Origin of the sequence: Cryobacterium sp. Hz7, from assembly GCF_004402815.1 — a bacterium.
Taxonomy (GTDB): domain Bacteria; phylum Actinomycetota; class Actinomycetes; order Actinomycetales; family Microbacteriaceae; genus Cryobacterium; species Cryobacterium sandaracinum.
In genome coordinates, this window is record NZ_SOFB01000009.1 from 1 (window position 1) to 14,341 (window position 14,341).

Below are 14,341 nucleotides of genomic sequence, written 5' to 3' on the forward strand. Positions count from 1 at the left end.
GGCGGCGCGGCGGCGGGCGGCGGGCTGCGGGGCTGCGGGGCCGCGGGGCTGGCGGCGCGACAGCGGGCGGGAGGCACGCAAACTCGCTCCGGTAGACTGGGCTGACTGCCCACAAACCTCAGGAGTTGCACCATGGTTGACGTTCGGCGGGTCAAACTTCCCGGGGTGGGAGTGCTGCACACCTTCATCACGGATGACGGCGGCAAAGTGGGCGTCATCGCCCACCGCTCGGGGCACAGCGACCTCATCACCTTCGCGGACGACGAGGGCGGCCCCGACGCCGCCAAGGTGTCCCTGCGGCTGAACGAAGACGAAGCGCACACACTCGCCGAGCTCCTCGGCGGCACCCAGATCACCGAGTCGCTCACCGCGCTCGACCAGATCCCCGGCCTCAGCATCGACTGGTTCACCGTCGACTACGAAGACCACATCGCCGGCCAGGCGCTCGGCAACCCCGCCGACCGCGGCATAGCCGGTCTGACGGTCGTGGCCGTCGTCCGCGGGGAGTCCGCGAACCCGGCGCCCGCCCACGACTTCCGTGTCTTCCCCGGCGACACGCTCGTCGTCGCCGGCTCGCCCGAGAAGGTCGCGAAGGCCTTCGCCTTCTTCCGCACCGGCGAGGTTAAGGCCAAGTCCGTCGACGCGCCGCCCGGGGGCTAGTACATGCAACTCGGCGAAGACCTCATCACTCTTGGCATCCTGCTCGTCGTTGCCTATCTCCTCGGTCGTGCCGGAAAGCTGATCGGGCTGCCGTCCATCCCCATCTACATGATTGTCGGGCTCCTGGCCAGCCCGAACACCGGCTGGTTCCCGCTGGACTTCCAGTCGGCGGACATCGAACTGATCGCCATTTTCGGGCTGATCCTGCTCCTGTTCAGCCTCGGCCTCGAATTCGACCAGGAGGCGTTCTTCGGCGACGCCGGAAAACTCCTGATTTCCGGCGGCTCCTACGTTCTGATCAACATGGGAGTCGGCTTCGCGTTCGGCCTGATGGTCGGCTGGGGCAGCCGGGAGGCCCTTGTGATCGCCGGAATGACCGGCACCTCCTCGAGCGCCATCATCACCAAGCTCCTGATTGAACTGCGCCGGCTTGCCAACAAGGAAACTCCGATGATCCTCGGCGTGACCGTCGTCGGCGACATCTTCATCGCGGTCTACCTGGCGATCGTCTCCGTCGTGCTCAGCGGCAAGACCGAGGCCTGGCCGATCGTGCTGCAACTGAGCATCGCCTTCCTCTTTCTCGTCGTGATGTTCTCGGTGGCCCGCTGGGGCGCCAAAGTCGTCTCCCGGCTGATGCGCACCAAGGACGACGAACTGTTCACCATCCTCTTCTTCGGGCTCGCCGTGCTCTTTGCCGGGATCGGTGAGATCATCGGCGTGACGGATGCGATCGGGGCCTTCCTGATCGGGGTGGTGCTCGGCGCGAGCACGTACCGCGGCCGGATCGAGCGCGTCGCCGTACCCCTGCGCGACGTGTTCGGGGCTTTCTTCTTCCTCAACTTCGGCCTCGCGCTGAACGTGGCCGAATTCGGATCGGTGATCACCATCGTGTTCGCGGCCGTCGGCATGACCTTCGTGCTCAGCCTGATCTCCGGAATGCTGATGGCGAAACTGCACGGCATGGGCCCGCGGGAGGGACTCAACACCGCGGCCATCTTCGTCAACCGCGGCGAGTTCACGCTGATCCTGGCAACCCTGTCGGTGACCGCTGGTCTCGATCAGCGGCTGCAGCCCTTCGCCGGCCTCTACGTGCTTACGATGGCGATCCTGGGGCCGCTCTTCGCGGCGAACTCCGAGAAGATCGGCGCGGCCCTGCGGCGACGCCGGAAAGCCGTCCCGGCGCGGAAACGCGCCCACGACGTGATGCTGGCGGAGGAAATCGCCCTGGTCGAGGCGGCCACCGCCGCCGACACCGGCACGGATGCCCAACGCGCCGCCGACCGTCTCCTCGCCGACCACCGCCAGCGCCCGACCGCCGCGGCACCCGGCGCGGGGTCGGCCATGGCGCCTGCCGACGCGACCGCCGACTCGGAGGCAGATGCCGCCGCGGCCGACGGACCGGCGTCCGCGGCCCCGGACTCCATGCTCGACTTCATCTCCGGCCGGCGCCCGGCCGAAACCGGCCCGGTCGACAAGCCGGCGCGTGACACCGCTTCAGGGGACTACTCATGATCACAACCATGCTCCGGCCGCGCTGGCTGATCGCGCTGCTGCTGGCGCTCGCGATCGCCGCGGCCTTCGCCCTGCTCGGCCGGTGGCAGCTCGAACGCGCCATCGCGTCCGGCGAAGTCGTGGAGCGCAGCACCGAGACCGTGCAGCCGCTCCACGAGGCGGTGTCGCCGGACGGGCCGCCGCGCGAGTCAGCGACCGGCCAGCTGGTCACCGTGGACGGCTCCTTCGTGCCGGGGGACGACGTGCTGATCAGCGAACGCCTCAACGGGGGCGACAGCGGTTTCTGGGTAGTGAGCCGCTTGTCGACGGTGGAAACGGCATCCGTGCCCGTCTCCACCATCGCCGTGGCTCGCGGCTGGGCCGCCACCGAGGAGGAGGCGAGGTCGGCGATCGAGGCGCTCTCGGCGCAGGCCGCCGCGCAGCAGCAGACCGTGACGGGCCGCTTCGTTCCCTCCGAGGCTCCCGTCGTGCCGGACGAGGACAGCGACCCGCGCACCCAGACCACGGTCTCCACCGCCGCGCTGATCAACCGGTGGGCGGACTTCACCGACCAGTCCGTCTACGCCGGCTACATCGTCGACACGGATGCTGCCGCGAACCTCACCGTGATCGACTCGCCCGTGCCCGGCAACGACGCATCGGTCAACTGGCTGAACATCTTCTACGCCCTCGAGTGGGCAGTCTTCGCCGGCTTCGCGGTGTTCCTCTGGTACCGCCTGGTTCGGGACGACTGGGAGCGTCAGCAGGAGCAGGCCGCCATCGACGCGACGGAGGCCGTCTAGAATTGGCCCATGCCACTTGACCCCAAGCCTGCCGACATCCCCAAAATCCCCGGTGCGCTCCGGCTCTACAAGGTTTCCTCGGTCATCACCGGTGTCTTCCTGCTGCTGCTCTGCGTCGAGGTCTTCCTGAAGTTCGTGCTGCAGCTCGAAATCGAAGTCGGCGGCCCGAACGGGATCATCGCCCTCGTCGCCCGGGACTCGGTGACCGCATTCAACCTGAGCACCGGCATCCTGATCGTGCACGGCTGGCTGTACGTGCTCTACCTGTTCAGTGACTTCCAGCTCTGGAGCCTGATGCGCTGGTCATTCCCCAAGTTTCTGCTGATCGCACTCGGAGGCATCATTCCTACCCTGTCCTTCTTCCTCGAGGTGCGCGTCGCGCGCGAGGTCAACGCCTTCCTGGCGACGCACGCCGACTCGGCTGCCGCTGCCGCTGGGGCCGAGGCCCGCTCGTGAGCGCCGCTGTGAGCGCCTCGACCGGTGCCCGCCCCGTTCTGGTGGTCGACTTCGGTGCCCAGTACGCGCAGCTGATCGCGCGCCGGGTGCGCGAGGCATCCGTCTACTCCGAGATCGTGGCCCACTCGATCACCGCGGCCGAGGTCGCGGAGAAGAACCCGCTCGGCATCGTGCTCAGCGGTGGGCCGTCCAGCGTCTACGCCGAGGGTGCCCCCACCTTCGACCCGGACATCTTCGACCTGGGCATCCCGATCCTGGGCATCTGCTACGGCTTTCAGGTGATGGCCACGACCCTTGGCGGCGAGGTGGCCCGCACTGGCCGGAGCGAGTACGGCGCGACCCCGGTCAGAGTCACCGACAGCGGCAACGCGCTGCTGGCCGGGCAGCCGGCCGAGCAGACGGCGTGGATGAGCCACGGTGACTCCGTGTCGAAAGCCCCCGCCGGCTTCTCGGTGCTCGCGTCCACGAGCTCCACCCCGGTCGCCGCCTTCGCGAACGATACGCGCCGGCTCTACGGCGTGCAGTGGCACCCCGAGGTCAAGCACTCCGAATTCGGCCAGAACGTGCTCGAGAACTTCCTGCACCGCGCCGCCGGCATCCCCGCCGACTGGAACAGCGGCAACGTCATCGCCGAACAGGTGGCCCGCATCCAGGCCCAGGTCGGCACCGGCAAGGTCATCTGCGGGCTCTCCGGCGGAGTCGATTCCGCCGTGGCCGCTGCCCTCGTGCACAAGGCCATCGGCGACCAGCTCGTCTGCGTGTTCGTCGACCACGGCCTGCTCCGCCAGGACGAGCGCCGTCAGGTCGAGGAAGACTTCGTCAAGGCCACCGGCGTGCGTCTGGTCACCATCGATGTGCGTGAGCGGTTCCTGACCGCGCTGGAGGGCGTCAGCGACCCGGAGACCAAGCGCAAGATCATCGGTCGTGAGTTCATCCGCACCTTCGAGCAGGCTCAGGCCGAATTGATCAAGGAAGCGGCGGCAACGAATGAAGACCCGATCCGCTTCCTCGTGCAGGGCACCCTGTACCCGGACGTCGTCGAGTCCGGCGGCGGCAGCGGCACCGCCAACATCAAGAGCCACCACAACGTCGGGGGCCTGCCGGAAGACCTGCAGTTCGAATTGATCGAACCGCTGCGCACCTTGTTCAAAGACGAAGTGCGCGCGATCGGCGCCGAGCTGGGACTGCCAGCCGAGATCGTGCAGCGCCAGCCGTTCCCCGGACCCGGACTCGGCATCCGCATCGTGGGCTCGATCACCCAGGACCGGCTCGACCTGCTTCGCCACGCGGATGCGATCGTGCGCGCCGAGCTGAGCGCCGCGGGCCTCGACCGTGAGATCTGGCAGTGCCCGGTGGTGCTGCTCGCCGACGTGCGGTCCGTGGGCGTGCAGGGTGACGGCCGCACCTACGGGCACCCGATCGTGTTGCGCCCGGTGTCGTCGGAAGACGCCATGACGGCCGACTGGACCCGCCTGCCGTACGACCTGTTGGCGCGGATCTCGAACCGGATCACGAACGAGGTGGACGGGGTGAACCGCGTCGTGCTCGACGTCACGTCCAAGCCGCCGGGGACCATCGAATGGGAGTAGGGGAATGCTCCCGGTTGTGACGCGGGGAGTAAGAGTGTCGCTCCTCAGCTCAAACAATGGGCGGCGGATGCCGGACCCTCCGCTCCGCTCCGGGGCCGGCATCCGCCGCCCATAACTCGACACCCCGCGACACGCCCTCTCCCCGCCTCGCGATCGCTGAGGGACAAGCAACTTTGGGGGTGAGTACGACGAAAGGGCCGCCCCGGTGAGGCGGCCCTTTCGTCGTGCGGTCGTGCGGCGGGGTGGGTGCTACTCGCGGGCGATGGCGAAGATGCGGAGCATCTCGACGTAGAGCCAGACGACGGTGAGCATGATGCCGAAGGCCCCGGTCCAGCCGTACTTGCGGGGGATTCGGTTGTTGACGCCGCGCTGGATGAAGTCGAAGTCGAGCACCAGCGAGTACGCGGCCATGATCACGGCGAGGACGCCGATCAGGAGGCCGATCGGGATGCCGAAGATCTCGGCGCTGCGAAGACCGAACGCACCGTCGGTCGCGCCGAAGACCATCATGCCGAAGTTGATCAGCGAGAACACGCCGTAGCCGATCATGGCGATCATGAAGACCTTGGTGGCCTTCTTGGAGGCGCGGATCTTGCCGCTGGCGAAGAGGGCCAGCGTGACGCCGACGACGACGAGCGTGGCGAGCACGGCCTGGGTGACGACACCCGGGTAGATCTGCTCGAAGACGATCGAGATGCCACCGACGAAGAGGCCTTGGGCCGCGGCGTACGCGAGGATCAGGGGCGGCGACGGCTCCTTTTTGAACGCGTTGACCAGTCCGAGGACCAGACCCGCGATCGCGCCGACGATGAGCGGCAGCATCGTCACCGGGGTGACCAGCCAGCCGATGGCTGCGGTCACCAGCAGCAAGGCGAAGCTGAGCACCGTCTTGCGGATGGTGTCGTCGTAGCTCATCCGGTCGGTGTCCTGTGAACCGGCGGAGGGAGCGTTGAACATGCCCTGCAGGTCGCTGTCGGAGAGCACCTTGCCACCTGCAGTGGCGCCAGGAGCGCCGAACGCGGCGTTTCGGGAGAATGCGGGGTTGGAAGATGCCATGGTTGCCGAAGCTCACAATCAAGTGGGTAGGTAGCGGAGCCAACACCGGTAAGTGCTGGACAGTTCCTAGATTCTATTCAGATCTGCTGGGGATCCGCCGTATTCAGGTTTGCGACTCGCGGTGACCGGGGGCGGCGCCCCGCCGACCAGCCGGCCAGCCACCAGGCGAGCCAGGAGGAGGCCGCCGTGGTGATGAAACCGATTAGATAACCGACCCAGTTCTGGTCGTAATTGTTCAGCGCGTCCTTGAGCAGGAAACTCATCGTGATCGACGGGATCAGGGCCAGGTAGCTCAACCACGGGCGGTGCCGCACGAGCAGCCAGCAGGCCAGAAGCACGGCGAAGACACCGTTGAAATCGGCTCCGCCCAGCAGCAGGATGCTGCACAGCAGGGCCGGAACCAGAACCGTGAGCCGCCGCCACAGGGCCCCCGGCAGAATCAGCCAGCCCAGCACGTGCAGGGGCGGGCCGATGGCCAGGAAGAACAGGCTGTAGGTACTGGTGAAGTTCGTGGCAAGCACCCCGAGCACGACCAGCGTCAGTCCGGTCACGTAGCGGGCGCGGTAGCTGCCCCACCGGTGCAGGCGGGTCGGTGGAACGGTCCAGGGTGTCATCGCCTCGATTCTGGCAGTTGCACGCGTAGGGTTGGCAAATGCAGCCGATTGTGATCGGTCACCGCGGGGCGAGCGGTTACCGACCAGAGCACACCCGTTCCGCCTACGAACTGGCCGTCGCTCTCGGCGCGGACGCGGTCGAGCCTGACATCGTCGCCACCCGCGACGGTGTACTGGTGGTGCGCCACGAGAACGAGATCGGGGCGACGACGAATGTCGCAGCGCACCCCGAGTTCGCCGGCCGCCGGGCGACCAAGGTGATCGACGGCATCCGGCTCACCGGCTGGTTCACCGAGGACTTCACCTGGGCCGAGCTGCGCACCCTGCGCGCCCGGGAGCGCCTGCCCGAGGTGCGGAAGGCAAGCGCCACCTTCGACGACCGGTTCCCCCTGCTGCGCCTGCGGGACGTGTTCAAGCTGATGGACCGGCTGTCCGGACGGGTGCGCCGGCCCATCGGCGTCGTCGCCGAGCTCAAGCACGCCACCTACTTCGAGTTGATCGGGCTTCCGCTCGACGAGCTGTTCGCCGCCGAGGTCAACGACGCCGGTTGGAACGCCGGCGACGGCCGCCTCACCATCGAGAGCTTCGAGCGCAGCCTCCTCGACAAGGTCTACGCGCGCGGCATCTACGGCAAGCGTGTCTTCCTGCTCGAGGCGCGCGGCAAACCCGCCGACGAGGTCGCGCTGCTCGGGCCGAAAGCGTCCCACTACGCCGACTACCTCTCCGACACCGGGCTCTACGGGCTGAGCGGCACGGTCGACGGGATCAGCGTGCCCAAATCCCTCATCCTGGCCACGGATGCCGATGGTCACGTCTCCGGCGCCTCCGACCTGGTCGACGCCGCGCACGCCGCGGACCTGGAGATCTACTGCTGGACGCTGCGCCCGGAGAACCGGTACCTTGCGAAGACGTTCCGCCGTGGGCGGCTGCGGGCCGACTTCGGAAACTGGCAGGCCGAGTTCCGCACCATCCTCGGCACCGGGATCGACGGGGTCTTCGCCGACCACCCCGACCTGGCGGTGCTCGTGCGGGACGAGCTGGCCGCGGAGGACTGACCGGGGCGCTGCCCCGCACCGGGGCGGTGTCAGACGCAGCACCTAGAATTGGGAGCGATATGACGACCCTCTTCGACCCGGACCACACGCCCGCCCGCCAGGTCCCCTCCGCGGTGCCCATCATCCTGGACGGAGCGGCTCCGCGCGACCGAGAGAGTCCACTGCTCGAAGGGCTCAACCCCCAGCAACGCGAGGCCGTGCTGTACCGCGGACCGGCGCTGCTGATCATCGCGGGCGCCGGCTCCGGGAAGACCAGCGTGCTCACCCGCCGCATCGCCAGTCTGCTGGAGAGCCGCGAGGCCTGGCCGAGCCAGATCCTCGCCATCACCTTCACCAACAAGGCCGCGGCGGAGATGCGGGAGCGGGTGCGGGCGATCCTCGGCCAGGGGGCCGACGGCATGTGGATCAGCACCTTCCATTCCTCCTGCGTGCGCATCCTGCGCCGCGAAGCGGAAAGCGCGGGCCTCTCCGCCACGTTCAGCATCTACGACTCGGCCGACACCAAGGTCACGCTCAAGCGCATCATCAAGGCCCTCGACGCCGATACGCTCGGCTTCACGCCCGGTAATGCGTCAGCGAAGATCTCCAAGCTCAAGAACGAGCTCGCGGACGCCGACTCCTACGCCCGCAACGCGAACATGAGCGACCCGCAGGAGGTCATGTTCGTCGAGATCTTCCGGCAGTACACCCATCGGCTGCGCGCGGCCAACGCCCTCGACTTCGACGACCTGATCGGCGAGACGGTCTACCTGTTCCGCGCGTTCCCGAAGGTCGCGGCCCTCTATCGGCGCCGGTTCCGCCACATCCTGGTCGACGAATACCAGGACACCAACCACGCGCAGTACTCGCTGGTGCGCGAGCTGACCCGTCCCGTCGAGCCCGACCTGGCCGAGGAGATGGAGGCGACCGGTGTGCACGTGCGCAACCTGCGCGACGCCTCCGGCGGCATCCCGGGAGCCTCGCTCACCGTGGTCGGCGACTCCGACCAGTCGATCTACGCCTTCCGAGGCGCGGACACCCGCAACATCAGCGAGTTCGAGCGCGACTTTCCGGGCACCAGGGTGATCCTGCTCGAGCAGAACTACCGCTCGACCCAGAACATCCTCTCGGCCGCCAACGCGGTGATCGGCCACAACTTCGACCGCACAGACAAGAAACTGTGGAGCGCGGGCGGCGACGGCGAGAAGATCGTGGGCTACACGGCCTATTCCGGTCACGACGAGGCCCAGTTCGTCTCGGACGAGATCGAGGTGCTGCACCGCGCCGGCATGGCCTACCGCGACATGGCCGTGTTCTACCGCACCAACGCGCAGACCCGTGCGCTTGAAGAAATCCTGGTGCGCTCCGCGGTGCCCTACCGGGTCGTCGGCGGCACCAAGTTCTACGAGCGGGCTGAGATCAAGGATGCGCTGGCATACCTGATCGCCGTCGCGAACCCGAACGACGAACTGGCGCTGCGTCGCATCCTGAACACCCCCAAGCGCGGAATCGGCCCGGCCACCGAGACGGCGCTGGCGAGCTTCGCGGAGGCGAACCAGATCAGCTTCCGGCAGTCGATGCGCGACTGCGCATCGCTGGGCCTCGGCCCCAAGGTGACCGGGGCCATCCTGAAGCTGGCAACCTTGCTCGACGAGGCGGCGCTGAAGCTCGACCCGGAGAACCCGGCCGGCATGGCGAACGTGTCCGAGCTGCTTACGTTCCTGCTCGATGGCAGCGGACTGCTCAGCCTGCTGCGAGGCAGCCGCGACCCGCAAGACGAGGCGCGCGCCGAGAACATCGAGGAACTCGTCGCCCAGACCAAGGACTTCAACAAGGAGAACCCCGACTCGGGGCTGGTCGACTTCCTCACCCAGGTGTCCCTGGTCGCCGCCGCCGACGACCTCGACGACGCCTCCGGAACGGTGTCCCTGATGACCCTGCACACGGCGAAGGGACTCGAATACGAGGCCGTGTTCCTGACCGGCGTGGAGGAGGGCCTGCTGCCGCACCAGATGTCGGCCAACGAGCCCGGCGGGCCCGCCGAGGAGCGGCGCCTGTTCTACGTGGGCATCACCCGAGCCCGCCAGAGGCTCTACCTCTCCCTGGCGATGACCCGGGCCCAGTTCGGCGACATTAACGTGGCCATGCCCAGCCGCTACCTGCAGGAGATCCCCGTCGACCTGATCGACTGGAAGCAGTCCCCGGGCATGGCGAACTCCCGCGGCGGTACCCAGCCCCGGGCGCTGAACGCGAGACGCGACGGGTTCGGCGGCGGGTTCGCGGGGCGCGGTGACCCGCAGGCGCTGCCGCCCGCGCCGAAGAAGAAGACCGAATGGGCCAGCCGGGTGCCGAGCCAGGTGCGCGACAACGGTGACCTCACCCTGATGCAGGGCGACCGCATCCGTCACGTCGATTTCGGCGACGGCCGCGTCAACCAGGTCACCGGTGACGGCACCAAGCGCATCGCGCACGTCCAGTTCGACACGGCGGGCGCAAAGAAGCTTCTGATCAAGATCGCGCCGATCGAGAAGCTCTAGTGGCGGAGCCGCGTGCCGCGGGTCCCGGCGCGCCGCGGCCTTCCTGCTGGTCAGCGTCGCCGCCGGGCTCGTGATGAGCGTGGCCGAGGCAACCCTGCCGGCCCTGGTGCTCGGGCTCCTGCTCGTGATCACGGCGGGGATCCTGCTGGCATCGACGTATGGCTTGTTCCCCGGCACGCCGATCTTCTTCGTGTTCGCCTACCTGGTCTGTGCGCAGGTTCCCGCGCCGGTCGACGAGATGCTGCCGCGCCTGTTGGTGGCAGTGACGAGCGCCGCGCTGGCCTGGCTGCTCACCATGTCCGGCTGGGCGTTTCGGCGCCTGGTCGGAGACCGCTCCGGCGACCTGTTCAAGGAGCTGCCGCGCACGCCGCTGCTGCGACCGGCCGCGTTCCGCGACGTCCAGGTGTGGCTCACCATCCTGCAGCACCAGGTCGGCGTGCTGCTGGACGGCGGGCTCGCCCTCTTCGTGGGCATCGGGCACCCCTACCGGGCAGTGGTGAGCGTGGTCGCCGTGCTCCCGCCGCCCCGTGCCGCGCACTCCATCTCCCGGGCGGTGCACCGCATCATCGGTACCGCGCTCGGAGTGGCGGTGACCGCCCTCGTGCTGCTGCCCGGGCCATCCGTCTGGGTGCTGATCGCGGTGATCGCGATCGGCCAGTTCGGCGCGGAAATCCTGATCGGCAGGCACTACGGCGCCGCCCTGCTGTTCGTCACGCCATTGGCGCTGACCGTGGCTCACCTGGCCGACCCGGTCGCCGTGCCGACGCTGCTGGTCGACCGGGTGGTGGAAACCGCGCTCGGCGGCGGGGTCGCGGTGCTGATCGTGCTCGCGGCGCGCGGCCTCGCCCGGCAGCATTCGCGTCGGCTCGGTGGACAGCGTCCACCCCTGAACGCTTAGGAACTGCACAGGTTGCTCCCAGCTTTTCGATAGCCCGTCGATTGGTACGCTCGCGAGGCTCTTCGCATGAGCATCGACACCCGCACCACCCCGCCGCGTCGGCGCACTGCTCCCGCGCCGCGCGTGCGCCCCGAATACCGGCAACGGATGCGGCTGGCTGACACCCTGCAGGTTCTCTGTACCGTCTCCGTCGCCCTCGTCATCGCCCTGTTCCTGGCCGATGGCGGCGCTGCCCGCTTCGCCACCCCCGCAGACGTGCTCACCTCCCTCGGCGTGCTGGCCGGACTGATCGGCACAGACCTGCTCCTGATCATGATGCTGCTGGCCGCACGGTTGCCCGCCATCGACCGGGCCTTCGGCCACGACGGTGCGATGGCCCTGCACCAGTCGCTCGGTAAGCCGGCGCTCTCCCTGATCCTCGCGCACGCCGGGCTTTTGATCGTGGGCTACGCGCTGGCCGGCGAGATCAGCGTCGTCGCCGAGGTGTGGCGCATGCTGACCGTGCTGCCGGACATGCTCCTGGCCGTCATCGGCCTCGGACTCCTGGTGCTGGTGGTCGTCAGCTCGATCGTGATCGTTCGGCACCGCCTGCCGTACGAGGTGTGGTACATCGTGCACCTGCTCTCCTACGTGGCCGTGCTGGCGTCGCTGCCGCACCAGCTCACCGTCGGGGCCCTCCTGGTCGCCGGCTCGCCGCAGTGGTTTTACTGGCTGGCCCTGTACGTGGGGGTGGCCGGCTCGATCCTCGTCTTCCGGGTCATCCTGCCGGTCGTCCGCTCGCTGAGGGCCCGGCTGCGGGTGGAGGGCGTCGACCGGGTCGCCGACGGCGTCGTCTCGATCCGTGTGTCCGGCCACCGCCTGGCCCGGCTTCAGGCCGACGCCGGGCAGTTCTTCATCTGGCGGTTCTGGACTCCCGGGCTCTGGTGGCAGGCGCATCCGTTCTCCCTCTCGGCCGCGCCCACCGGCAACTCCCTGCGCATCACGGTGCGCTCCCTTGGCGACGCCTCTGCCGCGCTCGGCGGCCTGCGCCGGGGCACCCGGGTGAGCGTCGAGGGCCCATACGGACTGTTCACCGACCGGGCCAGAACGTCACCGCGGATCGTGCTCGTGGCCGCCGGTATCGGCGTCGCCCCGATCCGCTCCCTGTTGGAGACGGCGAGTTTCCTGCCCGGGCAGGCCACGGTCATCCTGCGCTCCCACACGCTCGCAGACAGCTACCTGGCCGACGAACTCGCCGAGTTGTGCCGGGCGCGGGGTGCGGAGTTCCGCGTCATCGTGGGGAAGCGGCCGCCAGGTGTGGAGAGTTGGCTGCCCGCCGACGCGGTGGCGGGCCCGGTGAACCTGCTGACCCTGGTGCCGCGGCTGCGTGACGCGGACGTGTACGTCTGTGGTCCACGGCGGTGGACTGATGAGGTCGTGCGGGATGCCCGCTCGGCCGGCCTTCCCCCGCGACAGATTCATTTCGAAAGGTTTGACTGGTGAGAATTCGAGCAGCGGCTGCGGCCGCCCTGGCTTCCGTTTCCGTTCTGTCGGTGGGTTGGCTCGTCGGAGCCCCCGCCGTGCAATCCCTGCAGGCCACGCTGACGACGACCCTGACGAGGCCGCCGTCCAACGAAACGACGGGCGTGTCCTCGACGGGCGGTGGCACGGGCGGTGCGACGACCACGATCGACGCGTCGGCACCTGTCGCCGAGGCGCTCGCGCCCACCAGCGTCACCGGCACGTTCGAGGGCTCAGCCGTGCAGACCCGGTTCGGCCCGATGCAGGTGTCGGTGACCATCGACAACGGCACGATCACCATGGTCACCCCGCTGCAGCTGACCAATGACGACCGGAAGTCGGTCCAGATCAGCAACCGGGCGGCCCCGATCCTGCGGGACGAGGTGCTCGCCGCGCAGTCCGCCAACGTGGCGAACGTCAGCGGCGCGACGTACACGACCCAGGGGTACCTCCGTTCGCTCCAGGCAGCCCTCGATGCCGCGCAGTTCTAGCGCGGTGGCCGGTCACACGGCGATCACGGCCCTGAGCATGGGGACCGTCATCAGCATCCGTCTCGGTGACGGCGCCGCCCCGCACGACGACGCCCGCCTGGCTGCTGCCCGGAACGCGGTCGTGGAGGTGTTCCGAGGCTGGAACGAACGCTTCAGCCTCCACCGGGAGGGGTCGGAGCTCAGCCGCGTCAACCGCGGCGAGCTGCGGCTCACCCAGGCCGGGCCCGAACTCCGCAACTGCTACGCGCTCGCCCTGGCGTGGCGGGGCCGCACCGACGGGGTCTTCACCCCGCACCGCGCCGACGGCGCCATCGACCTGTCCGGCATCGTCAAGAGCCTCGCGATCGCGGAGGCCGGAGACCTGCTGAACCGAATCGGAGCCCGGGACTGGTCGCTCAACGCAGGCGGGGACATCCTCGTCGGCGGTGACCGGGCGTCCGGCCTCGGCTGGTCGGCCGGGATCGTCGACCCTCTGGACCGAGGAACCCTGCTCGCCACGGTGCCGCTGACCCTGCCGGTGCGGGCCGTGGCCACCTCGGGCAGCGCGGAGCGCGGCGACCACATCTGGACCACCGTCGACGGCGGGGTGTCGCCCTACCGCCAGGTCACCGTCTTCGCCCGGGACATCGTGACCGCGGATGTGCTGGCCACGGCCATCGTCGCCGGCGGGCAGGCGGCACTGGACCGCAGCACGGAGGCTTTCCCGATCGATGTGCTGGCGGTGCTGCGCGACGGTTCGCTGCTGGCCACGCCGGGCCTGCGGGCAGCGTCGGGCCTGCGGGCAGCGTCGGCCTGACCGGGCTCGCGGGCGCGGGGCCTGTCGCCCTGCCTGGATGCCCTTCCTTGTCGCTTGCGGCTCGGGAGCGTAGCGTTGCCGCCGCGGGGATGCCCAAACGGGGCGGCTCCCATCAAACTGGAGGTGTCATCATGGCGAGCGACCCGGAGGGACTCTGGCCGCGGCGAGCGGATGCGACGAGCGACGGACTCGACGAAGACCGCGAGATCGATGACATCGAACTGACCCTCGACAAGGATGTGCCGCTCGCCGAGCACGGAGATGCGGTGTGGATGATCGACGCCGACCAGCGCCCGGTTGAGCTTGACGACGAGGACGACGACCGGGGAACCGAGGAGCCCGGCGAGCCCGGACCCCGGGAGTAGCCGGCCTCGTCAAACCGATTGGTTCTGTCGCTCTCGGAAGATCAGAGCCGA

General features: G+C 68.7%; 14 protein-coding genes. 12 read left to right on the forward strand and 2 right to left on the reverse strand.

Annotation, left to right across the window (positions count from 1 at the left end; genetic code table 11):
- Positions 1-132 precede the first annotated feature (132 nt).
- From E3N86_RS01265 to guaA, 5 genes are read left to right on the forward strand one after another with little or no spacing between them, the layout of a single operon-like run.
- Complete coding sequence (locus E3N86_RS01265; RefSeq protein WP_104100916.1) at positions 133-660, forward strand: cation:proton antiporter regulatory subunit; 528 nt, start codon at positions 133-135, stop codon at positions 658-660.
- A 3-nt stretch (positions 661-663) separates the two neighbouring features.
- On the forward strand, positions 664-2,172 hold the full coding sequence (locus E3N86_RS01270; RefSeq protein WP_104100915.1) for a cation:proton antiporter: 1,509 nt from the start codon (positions 664-666) through the stop codon (positions 2,170-2,172).
- Positions 2,169-2,954 (forward strand): SURF1 family protein, encoded by a 786-nt coding sequence (locus tag E3N86_RS01275; protein WP_104100914.1) that lies wholly within the window; start codon positions 2,169-2,171, stop codon positions 2,952-2,954. The genes E3N86_RS01270 and E3N86_RS01275 overlap by 4 nt, the downstream gene beginning before the upstream one ends.
- Positions 2,955-2,963: 9 nt before the next feature.
- On the forward strand, positions 2,964-3,410 hold the full coding sequence (locus E3N86_RS01280) for a DUF3817 domain-containing protein (protein WP_134419246.1): 447 nt from the start codon (positions 2,964-2,966) through the stop codon (positions 3,408-3,410).
- Positions 3,407-4,999 (forward strand): glutamine-hydrolyzing GMP synthase, encoded by a 1,593-nt coding sequence (guaA, locus tag E3N86_RS01285; protein WP_241985901.1) that lies wholly within the window; start codon positions 3,407-3,409, stop codon positions 4,997-4,999. The genes E3N86_RS01280 and guaA overlap by 4 nt, the downstream gene beginning before the upstream one ends.
- 249 nt (positions 5,000-5,248) lie before the next feature.
- Here the strand turns inward: guaA and E3N86_RS01290 are convergent, their stop codons facing one another.
- Positions 5,249-6,055, reverse strand: coding sequence for a Bax inhibitor-1/YccA family protein (locus E3N86_RS01290; protein WP_134511176.1), 807 nt, complete (start codon positions 6,053-6,055; stop codon positions 5,249-5,251).
- Between the two features lie 77 nt (positions 6,056-6,132).
- A complete protein-coding gene (locus E3N86_RS01295) occupies positions 6,133-6,669 on the reverse strand; it encodes a hypothetical protein (protein WP_134511177.1) in 537 nt (178 codons plus the stop codon).
- Between the two features lie 38 nt (positions 6,670-6,707).
- Between E3N86_RS01295 and E3N86_RS01300 the strand changes: the two genes are divergently transcribed.
- From E3N86_RS01300 to E3N86_RS01330, 7 genes are all read left to right on the forward strand, one after another.
- On the forward strand, positions 6,708-7,724 hold the full coding sequence (locus E3N86_RS01300) for a glycerophosphodiester phosphodiesterase family protein (protein ID WP_134511178.1): 1,017 nt from the start codon (positions 6,708-6,710) through the stop codon (positions 7,722-7,724).
- Positions 7,725-7,783: 59 nt separating this feature from the next.
- Positions 7,784-10,240 carry an ATP-dependent helicase gene (locus E3N86_RS01305; protein ID WP_134511179.1) on the forward strand — a complete coding sequence of 819 codons (2,457 nt, stop codon included), beginning with the start codon at positions 7,784-7,786 and terminating at the stop codon, positions 10,238-10,240.
- A gap of 73 nt (positions 10,241-10,313) precedes the next feature.
- Positions 10,314-11,138 carry an FUSC family protein gene (locus E3N86_RS01310; protein WP_134511180.1) on the forward strand — a complete coding sequence of 275 codons (825 nt, stop codon included), beginning with the start codon at positions 10,314-10,316 and terminating at the stop codon, positions 11,136-11,138.
- Positions 11,139-11,204: 66 nt separating this feature from the next.
- On the forward strand, positions 11,205-12,620 hold the full coding sequence (locus E3N86_RS01315) for a ferric reductase-like transmembrane domain-containing protein (RefSeq protein ID WP_241985902.1): 1,416 nt from the start codon (positions 11,205-11,207) through the stop codon (positions 12,618-12,620).
- Complete coding sequence (locus E3N86_RS16640) at positions 12,617-13,129, forward strand: FMN-binding protein (RefSeq protein ID WP_166784967.1); 513 nt, start codon at positions 12,617-12,619, stop codon at positions 13,127-13,129. The genes E3N86_RS01315 and E3N86_RS16640 overlap by 4 nt, the downstream gene beginning before the upstream one ends.
- Positions 13,113-13,925: an FAD:protein FMN transferase gene (locus E3N86_RS01325; protein ID WP_241985903.1), complete on the forward strand. Its 813-nt coding sequence runs from the start codon at positions 13,113-13,115 to the stop codon at positions 13,923-13,925. The genes E3N86_RS16640 and E3N86_RS01325 overlap by 17 nt, the downstream gene beginning before the upstream one ends.
- Before the next feature lie 131 nt (positions 13,926-14,056).
- Positions 14,057-14,290: a hypothetical protein gene (locus E3N86_RS01330; protein WP_134375397.1), complete on the forward strand. Its 234-nt coding sequence runs from the start codon at positions 14,057-14,059 to the stop codon at positions 14,288-14,290.
- Positions 14,291-14,341 lie beyond the last annotated feature (51 nt).